Annotated in this window: 12 protein-coding genes; 7 read left to right on the top strand and 5 right to left on the bottom strand. The window is 69.4% G+C overall.

Going from position 1 to position 15,395, the window contains the following annotated elements; all coding sequences use genetic code 11:
* Window positions 1-5: 5 nt before the first annotated feature.
* Both AB0F61_RS27480 and AB0F61_RS27475 read right to left on the bottom strand, forming a co-directional pair.
* Complete coding sequence (locus AB0F61_RS27480) at window positions 6-3,047, bottom strand: BTAD domain-containing putative transcriptional regulator (protein ID WP_357815177.1); 3,042 nt, start codon at window positions 3,045-3,047, stop codon at window positions 6-8.
* Between the two features lie 151 nt (window positions 3,048-3,198).
* A complete protein-coding gene (locus AB0F61_RS27475) occupies window positions 3,199-3,972 on the bottom strand; it encodes an SDR family oxidoreductase (RefSeq protein ID WP_357815174.1) in 774 nt (257 codons plus the stop codon).
* A gap of 83 nt (window positions 3,973-4,055) precedes the next feature.
* Between AB0F61_RS27475 and AB0F61_RS27470 the strand changes: the two genes are divergently transcribed.
* Together AB0F61_RS27470 and AB0F61_RS27465 are read left to right on the top strand one after the other, a co-directional pair.
* Window positions 4,056-4,715: a TetR/AcrR family transcriptional regulator gene (locus tag AB0F61_RS27470; protein ID WP_357815171.1), complete on the top strand. Its 660-nt coding sequence runs from the start codon at window positions 4,056-4,058 to the stop codon at window positions 4,713-4,715.
* 114 nt (window positions 4,716-4,829) lie between these two features.
* Window positions 4,830-5,597 carry an alpha/beta hydrolase gene (locus tag AB0F61_RS27465; RefSeq protein ID WP_357815168.1) on the top strand — a complete coding sequence of 256 codons (768 nt, stop codon included), beginning with the start codon at window positions 4,830-4,832 and terminating at the stop codon, window positions 5,595-5,597.
* On the opposite strand, the gene AB0F61_RS27460 is transcribed toward AB0F61_RS27465, so the two are convergent.
* Window positions 5,594-6,085, bottom strand: a complete 492-nt coding sequence (locus tag AB0F61_RS27460) for a hypothetical protein (protein ID WP_357815166.1) — start codon at window positions 6,083-6,085, stop codon at window positions 5,594-5,596. The two genes, AB0F61_RS27465 and AB0F61_RS27460, sit on opposite strands and share 4 nt — an antisense overlap.
* 174 nt (window positions 6,086-6,259) lie before the next feature.
* Between AB0F61_RS27460 and AB0F61_RS27455 the strand changes: the two genes are divergently transcribed.
* The 5 genes from AB0F61_RS27455 (at window position 6,260) to AB0F61_RS27435 (ending at window position 13,699) form a co-directional block, all read left to right on the top strand.
* On the top strand, window positions 6,260-8,113 hold the full coding sequence (locus tag AB0F61_RS27455) for an adenylyl cyclase (RefSeq protein WP_357815163.1): 1,854 nt from the start codon (window positions 6,260-6,262) through the stop codon (window positions 8,111-8,113).
* 357 nt (window positions 8,114-8,470) lie between these two features.
* Window positions 8,471-8,617 carry a hypothetical protein gene (locus tag AB0F61_RS27450; RefSeq protein ID WP_357815160.1) on the top strand — a complete coding sequence of 49 codons (147 nt, stop codon included), beginning with the start codon at window positions 8,471-8,473 and terminating at the stop codon, window positions 8,615-8,617.
* Window positions 8,617-9,768 carry a putative sulfate exporter family transporter gene (locus tag AB0F61_RS27445; protein WP_357815157.1) on the top strand — a complete coding sequence of 384 codons (1,152 nt, stop codon included), beginning with the start codon at window positions 8,617-8,619 and terminating at the stop codon, window positions 9,766-9,768. The genes AB0F61_RS27450 and AB0F61_RS27445 overlap by 1 nt, the downstream gene beginning before the upstream one ends.
* A gap of 330 nt (window positions 9,769-10,098) precedes the next feature.
* The gene (locus tag AB0F61_RS27440) at window positions 10,099-11,145 is read left to right on the top strand and encodes an NAD-dependent epimerase/dehydratase family protein (RefSeq protein WP_357815154.1); all 1,047 of its coding nucleotides are present in this window, start codon (window positions 10,099-10,101) and stop codon (window positions 11,143-11,145) included.
* A gap of 166 nt (window positions 11,146-11,311) precedes the next feature.
* Window positions 11,312-13,699, top strand: coding sequence for a discoidin domain-containing protein (locus AB0F61_RS27435; RefSeq protein ID WP_357815152.1), 2,388 nt, complete (start codon window positions 11,312-11,314; stop codon window positions 13,697-13,699).
* Between the two features lie 174 nt (window positions 13,700-13,873).
* On the opposite strand, the gene AB0F61_RS27430 is transcribed toward AB0F61_RS27435, so the two are convergent.
* Together AB0F61_RS27430 and AB0F61_RS27425 are read right to left on the bottom strand one after the other, a co-directional pair.
* A complete protein-coding gene (locus tag AB0F61_RS27430) occupies window positions 13,874-14,083 on the bottom strand; it encodes a hypothetical protein (protein WP_357815149.1) in 210 nt (69 codons plus the stop codon).
* A gap of 185 nt (window positions 14,084-14,268) precedes the next feature.
* On the bottom strand, window positions 14,269-15,327 hold the full coding sequence (locus AB0F61_RS27425) for a hypothetical protein (RefSeq protein ID WP_357815146.1): 1,059 nt from the start codon (window positions 15,325-15,327) through the stop codon (window positions 14,269-14,271).
* Window positions 15,328-15,395: the final 68 nt, after the last annotated feature.

Genomic DNA, 15,395 nt, shown 5'->3' with positions numbered 1-15,395 from the left:
GGAGATCAGAGCTGAGCCCGGGCCTCGCTCGGGCTCAGCTTCGCGCCCTCGGCGAGCAGCGCGTCGAACCGTTCCGGCCCGAGTTCGGCCCGCAGCCGTGCGGCCGTCCGGTGGGTGTCGTCGCGTTCGGCCGGCGCGGCGGGGGACTGCGTGGCGAGCCGGGCGGCGGCAGCTGCGCCCAGCAGCCGGGCGGCCACCTCGGGGGAGCGCGTCGCCGCCGCCATCCCCTCCAGCGGGCCGACCGCGTCGCGCATCGTCGCCATCGCCTCGGCGGCCTCGAACGCCTCGATGTGCAGGGCCAGCGCCGCGTCCGGGTCGCCGCCCTGCTCGATCGCGTAGCCCAGCTCGACCAGGACCATCGGCAGGTAGAGCGCGGGTTGGTTCTCGCCCCGGCCCTGGTCGACGAGGTTGGTGAGGTGGGTGACGGCCAGGTCGAGCTTGCCGTCGCGGCGGGCGGCCAGGCCGAGGCTCATCTCCGCGAAGACCAGCGCGCCGGGCGAACCCTGCTCAACCGCCAGTCCGTACGCGCGTTCGGCCAACTCCCGACCCTGGGCGTAGTCGCGGGTCTGTACGGCGAGCCAGGCCAGCCAGGACAGCTCCGCGCAGACCTGCGGCCACAGCGCCAACTCCTCGGCCCAGCGCAGCCCCTCCCGGTGCAGCGCGACGGCGCGCTCGTGCTCGCCGCGCATGTCGGCGAGCCCACCCACCCACTCGGTCGCCCGGAGTCGACCCCACCGGTCGCCGAGGTCGGCGAACAGTGCGGCGCTGCGGGTCGCCGTGCGCTCCAGGGCGGCCTGGTCACCGTTGGCGTGCGCGAGGTGGGCCCGGGAGGTGAGCACCGCCGCCTCGGTCCACGTGTCGACGGCGGCGGTGGGCAGCAGCTCCGCCGCCAGGGCCAGGTCGCCGTGCTCGATCACCGCGTTGGCCGCGAACCAGGCGGCGTGGCCGTGCGGGTCGATCGCCACCGCGGCGCGTACGTCGTCAGGTGCGATCGCCTCGCCCTGCGACAGGGCGAAGCCGACCCGCCAGGGGGCCGCACGGGTCTCCTGGCCCGGGTCACCGGGCACGGCCAGGGCTTGCCGTGCCTCGGTGAGCCGGCCGCGCAGATACCAGTACCAACTCAGGGCGACCGCCAGGCGCAACCCGCCGCCGTGGGCCAGCGCCGAGCGCAGGTTCGCCGTCTCCGCGTCCAGCACTGCCAGCCATCGTTGCTGGTCGGCGCCGCGCAGCTCGGGGTCGGCGCGTTCGGCCAGCTCGGTGAAGTAGGCGGCGTGCCGCGCGCGTACCTCGTCGGCGTCGGTCAGCCGGTCCAGGCCGAACGCGGCGACCGATTCGAGCAGCCGGTAGCGCGGGTCGGCGCCGGAGTCGTCGAGCACGACAAGCGACCGGTCCACAAGCCGCGCGAGGGTGTCCAGGTCGGTGTGGCAGACGTGCTCGGCGGCCTCCGGGGTGCAACCGTCCCGGAACACCGCCAACCGGGCCAGCACCTCCCGGTCGGCCGGGTCCAGGAGGTCCCAGCTCCAGCCGATCACCGCGGTCAGTGTCCGCTGCCGGGTGGGCACGTCCCGTTGCGCTGTGGTGAGCAACCGGAAACGGTCGTCGAGCCGGTCCACCACGCCCCGCACACCGAGGGCGCGGACCCGGGTCGCGGCCAACTCCAGTGCCAGCGGCAACCCGTCGAGGCGGCGACAGAGCTGCGCCACCGCCGGCGCGGTCTGCTCGTCGAGCCGGAAACCGCGCTGCTGCGCGGCGGCGCGGGCGGCGAACAACCGGGCCGCCGCCGAGCGCCGGACCGCGTCCAGGTCACCGTCGGCCGGCACGGGCAGCGGGGGTACGTCCCAGAGCAGCTCGCCGGTCAACCCGAGGGGCTCCCTGCTGGTGACCAGCACGCTCACCCCGGGCGCGTCCCGCAGCAGTCGGGCGACCAGCTCGGCGGCCGGCTCGATCACGTGTTCGCAGTTGTCGAGGACGAGGAGCAGGTGCCGGTGTCGCAGGGCGGTGACGAGGCGGTCGCCGGCCGGCAGGCTCGTGCCGGCGGCCTCGTGGGCGCCCAGCGCCGCGAGCACCTGCTCGGCGACGCGCGGGTCGCCGGCCGGCAGCGGAGCCAGCTCCACGAGCTGGACGCCGTCCGGGAAGGACTGGGTGCGGGCCGTCTCGGTGGCCAGTCGGGTCTTGCCGACCCCACCCGGGCCGACGAGTGTGACCAGCCGCTGTCGGGGCAGCAGCGCCCGCAGCTCGGCCAGCGCCTCCGCTCTGCCGACCAGTTCGTCGAGCTGGGCCGGCAGGCTGTTGCGGATGAGCGCGGCCTTCGGCGGTGCGCTCAGGCCGGCGTCCTGTTCGAGGATCCTGCGGTGCAGGGCGACCAGCTCCGGGCCCGGGTCGAGGCCCAACTCCTCGGCGAGCCGCTCGCGCAGGTCGGCGTAGCTGTCCAACGCCTCGGTCTGGCGGCCGGCCGCGTACAGCGCGCGTAGCTGCACGGCGCGTAGGCCCTCGCGCAGCGGATGCCGGGCGATCAGTTCGGCGAGGTCGGCCGCGACCAGGTCGTGCTCGCCCCGGGCCAGTCGGGCCTCGGCCAGCCGCTCGTGCACGGCGAGGCGCTGCTCGGCGAGGCGGGCCGCCTCGGCTCGGACGAACTCGGCGTCGGCCACGTCGGCGTACGCCTCGCCGCGCCACAGCCCGAGCGCCTCGGTCAACCGGTCGGCGTCGCTGCTGCGGGCCAACTCGGCGAACCGGTCGGCGTCGACGGTGGCGGTGCGCAGCAGGTAGCCGGGCGGTCGGGACTCGACCAACTCGCGGGCGCCCGGCTCGGCGTCGTTGAGTGCCTTGCGTAACTGGGACACCCGCACCTGGAGGGCGCCCAGGGGGTTGGCGGGGGAGTCGGCGCCCCACAGGTCGTCGACGAGGCGGTCCGCGGAGACCACGTGGTTGCGGTTGGCCAGCAGGTCGGCCAACAACGCGCGCACCTTCGTGCCGGGCACCACCACGGGCTCGCCGTCGTCGGTGGACACGGCGAGCGGCCCGAGCACCCCGAACTGCACGGCCGACATCTTACGACCTGGTACGCGAATGAGTCCGGAGCGTGCCGGGTTGGAGGGGCTGGTTGATGATCGGCTTGGTCGCTCTGGTTGGAGGACGGCGCAGCTTCGAGCGGTGGTAGTCAGGCCCGGCCCCCGCTAGGAAGCCGGGCCATCTGAGGGCTCAAAGTCCGGCGCCGCCGGTTGCGTCGATCACTCTGCCGGTGACCCAGCGGGCGTCGTCGGAGGCGAGGAAGGCGACGATGTCGGCGATGTCGGCGGGTTCCCCGACGCGTCCGAGGGCGGCCAGGGAAGCGGCGTGGGCCTGGGCGCCAGGGTTTCCGCGCAGCCATCCGGCGTTGACGTCGGTGTCGACGATGCCGGGAGCCACCGAGTTGGCGGTGATGCCACGCGGGCCCAGGAGCTTGGCCAGGTTGAGGGTGAACGTGTCCAGGGCGCCCTTGGTGGACCCGTAGGCGATGACCTCAGGCATGGCCAGGCGAGCCACGCCGCTGGAGATGTTGATGATCCGGCCGCCGTCGCGCAGCCGCTTCAGCCCTTCCTTGACGATGAAGAACGGTGCCCGGACGTTCACAGCGAAGACCTCATCGAACTCCTCTTCGGTGAGCGAGGCCAGATCGGCGCTACGGCCGATCCCGGCGTTGTTGACGATGATGTCGACGCCGCCGCCGGGCGCGTGGGTGCCGATGTGAGCGTCGAAGGCGGCCCACAGCGCGGCCGCGTCGCCGTGCCTGCCCAGTTCCGTCCGGATCGCGAAGGCCCGGCCGCCGTTCTTGCCGATCCGCTCGACGACCTCGGTGGCGGCGGTCTGGTCGCGGGCGTAGGCGACGGCGACGACGGCGCCGTCTCGGCCCAGTCGCTGGGCGATGGCCTGACCGATCCCCCTGCTGCCTCCGGTGACCAGTGCGACCTTGCCGTCCAGTGCGTGCGCACCCATGTCCAGCCCCTTCCATTTGTTGATCGATGACTCAACAAACACACTAGCACCCATTGTTGAGCGATAGCTCTACAATGGGGGTCATGAGTACGGCAGGCGCGACACGGGGACGCCCCCGGACCTTCGACCGCGACGCGGCGCTGGCCGCGGCTACCCGGCTGTTCTGGGAGCGCGGCTACCAGGCCACCTCGATCAGTGAGCTCACCGAGGCGATGGGTATCCGGCCAGCCAGCCTGTACGCCGCGTTCGGCGACAAACAGTCGCTGTTCAAGGAGGTGGTGGCCACCTACGGATCCTCACCCGTCGGCGCCTTCGTGGGTGCGGCCCTCGGGGAGGAGCCCACCGCCTACGCCGCGTTCACCCGCATCCTGCGCGAGGCCGCGGAAATCTACCCCGACCCCTCCCACCCGGCCGGGTGCCTGACCATCACCGCCGCCACCAATGTCGCCGTCCAGGACGCCGGCATCGAGACGTTCCTCCGCGACCTGCGCAACGCCAACCTCAGGGTCTTCCAGGACCGCCTGACCGCCGCACGACAAGCAGGAGAACTACCCCGGGACACCGACCCCCACGCCCTGGCCGGATACTTCGCCGCCGTCATCCAAGGAATGTCACAACGCGCCCGAGACGGAGCCGACAAGACCGAACTCACCCAGGTCGCCGAACTGGCCCTGACCGCATGGCCCACCCACCGACCATCTCCGCGGCACCGGTCTGCCTCGCCATCACGCCCAGCGAACTGACCACGCCGGGACGGGCCACCCTGGACGCGTACGCTCCACCAACGCGCACCAGGTCTTCAGCGTCGGTAAGCCGACCGGAAGCCAACCGTAAGCGCGTCGGCGCACCGTGTGGTCATGGACATCTATCACGAAGAGCACGGCAACGTCACTGGTCGCCCGCTGGTGCTGATCCACGGAGCGCTCTCCGGCATCGACACCTCGTTCGGCACGATCCTGCCGCTCCTGGCGAAGACCCGGCGGGTGATCGCCGTCGAGTTGCAGGCACACGGCCGCACCCCGGACGTGGATCGTCCGCTGACCGTCGAGCACTTCGCCGCCGACGTGGTCGAGCTGCTCGACCGGCTGGGCGTCGAGCGCGCCGACGTGTACGGCTGGAGCATGGGCGCGGCGGTCGCGCTGCGCCTCGGCACCGATCACCCCGACCGGGTCGGGCGGTTGGTGCTCGCCTCGGTGAGCTTCGACGACGACGGCCTGCACCCGGGACTGCTCGACGGGATCCAGGACCTGCAACCCGAGCACCTGCACGGATCGGAGTTCCACGAGGAGTACCTCCGGACCGCGCCGGACCCGGCGGGCTGGGCCAACCTGGTCACCAAGATGAAGGTGCTGGACGCGAACCTGCCGCAGTGGACGCCCGAGCAGATCCGGGCGCTCGCCGCACCGACCATGATCGTGCTGGCCGACTCGGACATCGTCCAACCGGAACACGCGGTGGCGATGTTCCGACTGCTCGGCGGCGCGGTGCCCGGCGACCTGACCGGTCTGCCGGCCTGCCGGCTGGCAGTTCTGCCGGGCACCACGCACACCTCGATCCCGCAGCGCGCCGACTGGCTGGCCCCGATGATCGACGAGTTCCTGACCGAGCTCGGATCGTCCGTCTAGCTCTGCCGGTACGGACCGTATCCTCGCTCCGGTCGATCCTGTTCGGATCGGCGGCGGACGGTCGCGAGCATCCGTCGGACGCCGATCACGTGACCGCCGGACGTCAGCAGAATCTGCCGGTAGAGGCCGCCGGTGAGGCCGGGAAAGGCGGCTCGCGTCTCGGCCCGCAGGCGGGAGCGGCCCGGCTCGGCTGGTTCGAGGCGGAAGATGAGCGCATAGGTGGAGAACCGGTGGCTGCCTCGCAGGGTCAACGTGCGGCCGGGGATCGCGGTGGCGACGTGGAAGCCGGGGAATGTCGACCCCTCGGTGAGTGGTCGTGGCCCGGACGTGACGGGGTCGGCGGCACTTATCAGGCGGGCGTACTCGCTCATGCCGCGCCGCGAGAACGACCTCTCGACGACGTCGGTGAGGTGGGGCCAGACCCGGTCGGTGTCCGCCGCGATGAGCGTGGCGTGTTCGTCCAGGTGGGGCAACGAGTCGATCTGCATGCGCGCCTCCTCGCGTCACCTCCCATTCTCACCCGTCCGGCCGGAAGTTCGCCGCCCCCGGTCATGGCGTGCGGTCGATCCAACGGGTAGAAACATGTCTACCCGCCAGAGAGCGCTCTCACCGCCCCAGCTGTGCCGGGAGTACGCCTCCGGCCAGCGGAGAGGACGAACCGCATGGCAAACCCGTCCCGACGTACCCTCATCCTTGCCCTTCTGGTGACCACCGCGGTCGCGACGACCGGCACGGCCGCCACCGCCGGCCGCCCGACGGTCGGCGCACCCGACTTCGGGCCGAACGTGACGATCTTCGACCCGTCCATGCCGGTCGCCGAGATCCAGCAGACCCTGGATGCGGCGCACGCCCGGCAGGTCGGCAACGAGATGGGCACCGAGCGGCACGCCTACCTGTTCAAGCCGGGCAGGTACGGCACGGCCGAGCAGCCCCTACAGGCCAGGGTCGGCTACTACACCGAGGTCTCCGGCCTGGGCGCCTCGCCCACCGACGTCACAGTCAACGGCAAGCTCGAGGTCTACAACCGCTGCCTGGCCGACGGCGGCACCGGCAACTGCCTCGCCCTCGTCAACTTCTGGCGCACCATCTCCAACCTGTCACTCACCATCAACGCTGCGGGCCAGGACGACTGCCGGTCGACGGCGAACTTCTGGGCGGTGTCCCAGGCGGTGTCGATGCGCCGGTTGGACATCAGCGGCGGTGGTCTGTCGCTGATGGACTACTGCACCGCCGGCCCGCAGTACGCCAGCGGCGGATTCATCGCCGACTCGCGGCTGCCGGCCACCACGAACGGCTCCCAGCAGCAGTGGTTGACCCGTAACAGCGAGGTCGGTGGCTGGTCCAACGCGGTGTGGAACCAGGTCTTCGCGGGGGTCGAGGGCGCGCCGGACGACGCCACCTTCCCCGACCCGCCCTACACCACCCTGGAGAGCACCCCGCTCAGTCGGGAGAAGCCGTACCTCTTCGTCGACGGCAAGGGTCGTTACCAGGTGCGGGTGCCCGCCGCGCAGCGCGACAGTCGGGGCATCTCCTGGGCCGACGGCATGACGCCGGGGCGGACCCTCGACATCGGTGACTTCTTCATCGCCAAGCCGACCGACTCGGTGCGCGTCATCAACAGCCACCTCGCGCGCGGCAAGCACCTGCTGCTCACCCCCGGCACGTACGACATCGCCCGCAGCATCGAGGTCCGGCGGCCCGGCACCGTGGTCCTCGGCATCGGGCACGCCACCCTCACCGCGGTGAACGGCGCCATCCCGCTGGACGTCGCAGGCGTCCCGGGCGTGATCGTCGCGGGCGTCACGATCGACGCGGGCCTCGTCGAGTCGCCGGTCCTGTTGCGGGTGGGTCGTCAGCACGGCCACAACGCCAGCAGCCCGACGAACCCGACCACGCTGTCCGACGTGTACTTCCGGGTCGGTGGTCCGCACATCGGGCGGACGAACACCGCGCTGGAGGTCAACAGCGACAACGTGCTCATCGACCACACCTGGGTGTGGCGCGGTGACCACGGCGTGGAGGGCTTCACCGAGGGCGTCAACGGTGACACCGACCGCTGGCGCACCAACACCGGTCGCTACGGGGCCGTCATCAACGGCGACCACGTGACAGCGACCGGCCTCTTCGTCGAACACTTCCAGCGCTACAACACGGTCTGGAACGGCGAGCACGGCACCACGATCCTGTACCAGAACGAGCTGCCGTACGACCCGCCGACGCAGGCCGACTGGATGAACGGCCCGGTCGAGGGGTGGGCCGGCTACAAGGTCGCCGACCGGGTGCGGCACCACACCCTGCACGGCGGCGGGGTGTACGTCTTCAACCAGAACAACCCGTCGATCCACACCGAGAACGGCTTCGAGGTGCCGGACCGGCCGGGCGTGCGGCTGCACCACGTCATGACCGTCAACCTCAGTGCCGGCACGATCGACCACGTGGTCAACGGCGTCGGTGCGGCGGCCGACATGACCAAGGTCGGCGCGCCGGTCTACCTCGCGCGGTACCCGGCCCCGTAACGGGTCTGGCGTGGCGAACGGGGGTCGGAGTCGACAGGCTCCGACCCCCGTTGTCGTCCCGGCCCCGCGCACGCTCTTGAATTCCTATCGAGTCGGTAGGAAAATGGGCCGATGTCGATCGGTCCGCTCCTCACGTCCCGCCGGGTCGTGGATCTGATGCGGGTCGCCTCCGGGCTCTGTCCGGGCACGCCGGCCGCCAACTGAGCACCCGCGCCACCGCCTCCCTCAGCCTGCCCGCTGTCGGATCGCACGCCGACCCCTGACCCCACTGGTCGCCGGCGTCACTGCGCACACCTGCCAACGCGCTCTGCACCGATGCGGCCCGGCCGGATCGGTCCGCCCCCATGGAGGTACGTCATGACAACCGACAAGCCATCGTCCACCCCGCCGACCGCCGGGGAGTCCCGGCTCGCGTTCAACGAGGACTGGGTGGCCACCATCCTCGGTCTGGCCCTGCTCGCCCTGGTCCTGCTCGGTGCCATCCCCGCCGGGCTGGTGCCCTGATGACCACGGACGAGACGCGCACGGTCGACGAGATCCGCACGGCCGACCCGGCCGGTCCCGTCGGCACGACGCGGGACGGCACGTTCTGGGCCTGGACGGCACTCGGCCTGGTGATCGTGGTCGGTCTCGCCGCGCTCACCCGCTACCTGGAGCAGAACGTCCCCGGGTGGGCCGACGGCACCGCCGTGGAGGATGTCGGTGCGGCGATCGAGTACCCGGTCTACGCCATCCTGCTCGGCCTGCTGGGCAACGTCGCCGTCACGCTGCTCGGGTGGCGGGACCGGATCGCCGCCGCGTTCCGGACCGAGTTCTTCATCAAGACCGGACTGGTGCTGCTCGGGGCCTCGATCAACCTGGCCGTCATCGCCAGTGCCGCCGGCCCGGCAATCGCCCAGGCGATCCTGCTGATCAGCGGGGTCTTCCTGTTCACCTGGTGGCTGGCCGGCCGGTTCGGCCTCGACGACAAGCTGCGCGCGTTGCTCGCGTCGGCGGTGTCGATCTGCGGGGTCAGCGCGGCCATCGCCGCGGCCGGTGCGGTCCGGGCGCGCCGGGAACAGTTGGCCTACACGGCGAGCCTGGTCATCATCTTCGCGCTGCCGTCGATCTTCATCCTGCCCTGGCTGGCGGACGTGTTCGGGCTGTCCGACGCGGTGGCCGGCGCCTGGATCGGCGGCAACATCGACACCACCGCCGCGGTCACCGCCGCCGGGGCGATCGCCGGTGAGGAGGCCCTCCAGATCGCCAGCATCGTCAAGGTCACCCAGAACGCGCTGATGGGGGTGGTCGCGGTCGCGCTCACCGCGTACTTCACGCTGCGGGTGGAGCGGCGGCCCGGCGCGGAACGGCCGGGCCTGCGCGAGCTGTGGACGCGGTTTCCCAAGTTCGTCCTGGGCTTCATAGCCGCCTCGGTCATCGCCACCTGGTATCTGGACGCGGCAGGTGCGGACGGCAAGGCCACCATTGCCATCGTCAACGACCTGCGCGTCTGGTTCCTGATCCTGGCGTTCGTCAGCATCGGCCTGGAGGTCCGGGTCGCGTCGTTGCGGGAGGCCGGTTGGCGTCCGGTGGCGGTGTTCGCCAGTGCCACGGTGTTCAACCTGGCGTTGGCGCTGGGTCTGGCGTCGCTGTTGTTCCGCAACTTCTCGGCCTGAGGTGACGCGTTCGGTACGCGGGTGTGCCGGCGGGGCCGGGCCACGACGGCTGCGGCCCCGCCGGCTCTCACTGCTGCGGTGTGCTCGGGGCGGGCCGCGCGAGGTCTAGGGGAGTGTCCACAGTCTGCCGTCGAACGCGCTCGGTCCGCCGACGAGCTGCCCGCACGGGGTGTCAGATGGGCAAAAAAGGACTTTACGCCTCAAAGCTCCTATAGGCCCTCCTGGGTTGGATGAAAAGTCCTGTTCGTAGTTGTTTGGTGGGTTACTGTCGGGCCCGGCCATCTTGGTTTCCGAAGCGGCCCACAGCCCTGTCGTTCCAAGGAGTTCCACATGGACCTGCCTGCAACTGCCGTGGGCGTCGAGCCGTCGACGGACCTGACACCCCGGCGCGTTCTCGTCACGGGCGGTGCCGGCTTCATCGGCAGCCACGTGGTCGCCCGGCTGATGCTGTTGGGCAGCCAGGTCCGGGTGCTCGACAACTTCTCCACCGGCCGGCTGGAGAATCTGGCGGACGCCGCCTACAGCGGACTGACCGAGGCGGACGTCGTCACGGGTGACATCCGTACGCCGGAAGGTGTCGAGGTCATCCACACGTGGCAGCCGGACGTTGTGGTGCACCTCGCCGCGCAACCGAGCGTTCCCGCGGCCCGCCCGCTGTACGACGCCGACGTGACCGTCTTCGGCACCGTCAACGTGCTCGACGCGTGCGCCCGCAGCGGCGTGCGGCTGGTGGTCAACGCGGCCAGCAGCGCCATCTTCGGCAGCGTCCCCGCCCACGACCTGCCGGTCCGCGAGGATCACCCGCTCGCGCCGATCAGCCCGTACGGCATCAGCAAGGCCGCCGCCGTCCACTATCTCGACTGGTACGGACGCCAGCACGGCCTGTCGTACACGTCGATGGTCTTCGGCAATGTCTACGGGCCGCGGCAGGAGGGCGGCGACTGCGGCGTCGTGTCCCTGATGGCCGATGCCCTGCTCGGCGGTCGCCAGGTCGTGATCTACGACGACGGCACGCAGTCGCGGGACTTCATCCACGTCAGTGACGTCGCCGAGGCGGTGGCCGTCGCCTGTCTGCACAACGGGGTGGGGCTGGTCAACATCTCCTCCGGGCGGCAGACGAGCATCAACGAGGTGTACGACACCGTCCGGGAGGCCTCCGGCGTCGGTAACGCGGCCCGGTATGAGCCGTTGCCCTGGCCGGGCGAGGTGCGCAACATGGCGCTGGACACCAGGAAGGCTCGTGAACTGCTCGGTTGGTACCCGAAGGTCAACTTCACCGAGGGCGTACGGATGACGGTGCGGGACGCCCGCCGTCGCCAGGGTGGTCGGCTCCTCACCCCGATGCTCGACCTCGAACGGGTGATGACCTCCCAGTAGTCGGCGCGACGGACCCGGCCGCCAGCACGCGCGGCCGTGCGCACCAGACGCACCTAATTCCCGTCGGCTGGCAAGTATTTTCATACATTAGTCGTACTCTTGCGGTGCGGCATTCACTGCTGCCACGATGACCGTCAATGCCTTCCGTCCCGAAGGAGTGGTCCTCATGGCGGTCTCCCGCCGCAGGTTCGTCACGTCGGTGCTGGGCGGGTCCGCCCTCGCCGCCGCCTCCACCACCGAGCTGCTCACCACCCTGGCCAGCCCCGCCTCCGCCGCCAGTCCCCCCGGGGACGTGGTCGGCAAGGTGACTGTCGGCTACCAGGGCTGGTTCAGTGCCCCCGGCGACTCCGCGCCGATCGGTGGCTGGTGGCACTGGAGCCGCGACCGGTTCCAGCCGCCCTCGCCCGCGAACACCACGATCGTGTCCTGGCCGGACATGCGCGAGTACACGCGCAGCTATCCCACCGCGTACCCCAACCTCGGCAACGGCCAGCCGGCCACCCTCTTCTCCTCCTACGACCAGCAGACGGTGGACACCCACTTCCGGTGGATGCAGGAGTACGGCTGCGACACCGCCGCCCTGCAACGGTTCAACCCGACGGGCGACGAGGGGCCGACCCGCGACGCGATGACGGTGAAGGTCCGCTCCGCGGCCGAGCGCTACAACCGCAAGTTCTACATCATGTACGACGTCACCGACTGGCTGACCTTCCAGGCGGACATCAAGACCGACTGGACGACGAAGATGTCCACGCACACCGCGTCCAGCGCGTACGCCCGGCAGAACGGCAAGCCGGTCGTCTGCATCTGGGGCTTCGGCTTCAGCGAACCGAGCCGACCCTTCACCCCCGGGCCCTGCCTGGAGGTCATCAACTGGTTCAAGGCGCAGGGCTGCTACGTCATCGGTGGCGTACCCACCTGGTGGCGGCAGGGCATCGAGGATTCCCGCCCCGGCTTCCTCGACGTCTACCACGCGTTCCACGCGATCTCGCCGTGGATGGTCTACCGGGCCAGGACCGTGGAGGAACTCGACTCGTACTACAACAACGTCAACGTCGGCGACATGGCCGACTGCGCGGCGCACGGCATCGACTACCTGCCCTGCGTGATGCCCGGTGACCTCGCCGGTGGGCACCGCAAGCACGGCGACTTCTACTGGCGGCACATCTACAACATGGTCCGGCTCGGCTCCCAGGGCCTGTACGTGTCCATGTACGACGAGTACAACGAGGGCAACCAGATCGCCAAGACGTCCGAGACCCAGGCCACCACCCCGGCCGGCGCGAACATCCGCGCCCTGGACGAGGACGGCGTGGCCTGCTCCTCCGACTACTACCTGCGGATCACCGCCGACGGTGGTCGGATGCTCAAGGGGCAGCTCGCGCTCACCGCCGTACGCCCGACGCCGCCGATGGTCGGCACCCCGCCGCCGGCCACCGGGAACCTGGCCGCCGGCCGGTCCACCTCGGCGAGCAGCCAGGGGGGCGGTTTCCCGTCCGGAAACGCGGTGGACTCCAACGCCGGCAGCTACTGGGAGAGCGGCGGCGGTGCGTTCCCGCACTGGTGGCAGGTCGACCTCGGCGCCAGCCACCAGGTCAACAAGCTCGTGGTGCGGCTGCCCGCCGGTTGGGGCGCGCGTACCCAGACCATCACCGTGCAGGGCAGCGTCGACGGCGGATCCTTCGCGACCATCGCCGGGGCCTCCGCGTTCGCCTTCGACCCGGCCACCGGCAACACCGTCACCCGCACGCTGCCGACCACCACGACCCGCTACGTCCGCCTCAGCATCAGCGGCAACACCGGCTGGCCGGCCGCCCAACTCGCCCAGGTCGAGGTGTACGCCGGGACCACCGTCCCGGACAACCCGCCGAGCACGCCGAGCGGCCTCACGGTCACCGGCAAGACGTCGACGAGCGTGTCCCTGGCCTGGACGGCGTCCACCGACGACACCGGGGTGACCGGCTACCAGGTGCGCCAGGGCGGCACGGTCGTCGCCACCGTCACCGGCACCACGGCGACAGTGAGCGGGCTCAACGCCTCCACCGCGTACACCTTCACGGTCACCGCGCGCGACGCGGCCGGGAACACCTCCAGCGCGTCCTCCGCCGTCACGGTCACTACGGACGCCGCAGCCAACGCGGACCTCGCCCGGGGTCGGTCCACCGCGGAGAGCAGCCACGTTCAGAGCTACGGGTCGGGCAACGTGGTCGACGGTGACGCGAACAGCTACTGGGAGAGCGCCAACAACGCGTTCCCGCAGTGGGTCCAGGTCGACCTGGGTGCGACGCGCACTGTCGGACGGGTGGTGCTGAAGCTGCCGCCGTCATCGGCCTGGGGCACCCGGACGCAGACCGTCGCCGTGCAGGGCAGCACCGACGGGGGCAGTTTTGGCACGCTGTCGGGTTCGGCGGGGCGCATCTTCGACCCGGCCAGCGGCAACCAGGTGACGATCACCTTCAGTGCCGCGCAGACCCGCTACGTGCGGGTCACCGTCACCGGCAACACCGGCTGGCCGGCCGGGCAGTTGTCAGCCCTGGAGGTGTACGCGAGCTGACCGAGCGTGGGGGCGGTCGCCAGACGCCGACCGGCGGCCGCCACCTTATCGGGTGGGCGTAAGCCTCGCGTTGCCAAAGTTAACGTCATCTTGGCCCTGGGCTGCTCTGCGGGATGTGGCTCGGTGTGACCCGTACCGATCCGCCACAATTGTCGCCAACTCAGGTGTGACAAATCAGGTGACTAGAGGCGGCAGGTCGCCCACCGACAGCACGTCTGCGGTTTGCAGTATCACCAGTCGCATTCTTTCGTCGCGATCATACTCACGGCTGCGCGCCGCGCTACCTTCCGCTTCGGTCCGATGGGAGGATGGAATATTTCCAGCCTTGACGAGATCGATTTTCGCAAGCGCAACGTCCAGTCCGGCCTCGCGAATAGCGCTCACCGAGGTCAAGATTGACCTTGCTGAAAAAGAACAGCGGTTCCGCAAGCCTTCCAGGTTTGTCAGTAGCTATTGCAAAACAATCTCCCAGCTCCCTAAGTCTCCCATCGAGGAGTTAACCCCCAGCGGTCAACCGAGCTTCTGCCACCTACTGGCTCGGGCGGCACAGTTCCAGCGATGCCGGCTCCTCAAGCCGTCGCATCTACCTCCGTCGGTAGGTCTCCAATCCAACGGCAGGCCGCTTCCGCTGCCGCGATCCAAAGGCTCACCGCCCGGTATTGATCAAGCTCCTGCTCCGCGGCTAACTGCGCGCTGAGTTTCCCTGTGTGGATAAGTTTGTTTCTCTCGTTATAGGCGGCCTGAATCTTTTCGAAGGCATCTCGGTTCTCGTGTTTGAGGGATCGGCCGCACGTCTCGTGGGGCAGGTGATGGAAGTATCGATCCGCAAACGAGAGACCGTTTCGCGGCGCAATCGCCGCCTTCACTTTACTCTGGCGTATTCTCCTCTGATTCTCTCCATACGTTGTCGCTCGCACTTCACAGGCAGAGCCGATAGATAAGACGGCCTGTCGAATGCTTAGAGTGGTAAGGGCCTCTTGCGCGTCGATGAGCAAACTGGCATGCAGGGGCGGGTCCTGCTCCGCAGTCAAGCTTCGCTGAAGGTCAGCCATAGCAATGGTGCCCGACTCCGGGTTTACGATGGAGCCAGTCGAGTTGAAACTGTTCATACCATCGAACATGGGCAGCGGGGACCCGTCGTCCTTGTTGAACCAAGATTCAGTATGAGGACAGGCTATTACGAATTCCGAGTGTCCAAGCTTCCAGTATCGGGGTATCCGCTTGACTCGCGGGGAGGCAGACACGACTCTTAGATGATCCAAGAGATTATCAGCCAGGGAAGCCGACCTCTGAAGCCAGACCTGTGGATCCGTTCCGTCCTGTGTAGGACCGATTTCCGCATCCCACTCCATAATAACCATCAGTCGATCCAGAACGTGATCAGAGACGCGATGCGCCAACAGCCCTGGTCGGTCAATCGGGCGAAGGTTAAGTTCTGCGCTTGCCAACGTCAGGCCATTCTCGGCATGGAAAAGCGGATCTAGGTCGTTGGTGGAATCCCAGCCCATAATGAAGGCGTCAGCTTCGTACTTGCCGTTTATGTGAATGTGCAACCTGATGGGCTCCGAAACGTCAAGACGCGGGAGAGCGTAGTCGAAGTAAAAGTTGTAAATGATCTGAACGCGCATCTTTCCCCAGTATCAACAGACGGACTATGGCATGGGGCGGCCTGCCGTCAACGTCATGGCGGCGAGAC

Source organism: Micromonospora sp. NPDC023888 (assembly GCF_040639415.1).
Lineage (GTDB): Bacteria > Actinomycetota > Actinomycetes > Mycobacteriales > Micromonosporaceae > Micromonospora.
This window is presented reverse-complemented; position numbering and strand designations above follow the sequence as displayed.

Bases quoted from the DNA above. Each gene is read 5' to 3' on its own strand.
- AB0F61_RS27480 (WP_357815177.1), bottom strand. From the start codon at position 3,047: ATGTCGGCCGTGCAGTTCGGGGTGCTCGGGCCGCTCGCCGTGTCCACC.
- AB0F61_RS27475 (WP_357815174.1), bottom strand. From the start codon at position 3,972: ATGGGTGCGCACGCACTGGACGGCAAGGTCGCACTGGTCACCGGAGGC.
- AB0F61_RS27470 (WP_357815171.1), top strand. From the start codon at position 4,056: ATGAGTACGGCAGGCGCGACACGGGGACGCCCCCGGACCTTCGACCGC.
- AB0F61_RS27465 (WP_357815168.1), top strand. From the start codon at position 4,830: ATGGACATCTATCACGAAGAGCACGGCAACGTCACTGGTCGCCCGCTG.
- AB0F61_RS27460 (WP_357815166.1), bottom strand. From the start codon at position 6,085: ATGCAGATCGACTCGTTGCCCCACCTGGACGAACACGCCACGCTCATC.
- AB0F61_RS27455 (WP_357815163.1), top strand. From the start codon at position 6,260: ATGGCAAACCCGTCCCGACGTACCCTCATCCTTGCCCTTCTGGTGACC.
- AB0F61_RS27450 (WP_357815160.1), top strand. From the start codon at position 8,471: ATGACAACCGACAAGCCATCGTCCACCCCGCCGACCGCCGGGGAGTCC.
- AB0F61_RS27445 (WP_357815157.1), top strand. From the start codon at position 8,617: ATGACCACGGACGAGACGCGCACGGTCGACGAGATCCGCACGGCCGAC.
- AB0F61_RS27440 (WP_357815154.1), top strand. From the start codon at position 10,099: ATGGACCTGCCTGCAACTGCCGTGGGCGTCGAGCCGTCGACGGACCTG.
- AB0F61_RS27435 (WP_357815152.1), top strand. From the start codon at position 11,312: ATGGCGGTCTCCCGCCGCAGGTTCGTCACGTCGGTGCTGGGCGGGTCC.
- AB0F61_RS27425 (WP_357815146.1), bottom strand. From the start codon at position 15,327: ATGCGCGTTCAGATCATTTACAACTTTTACTTCGACTACGCTCTCCCG.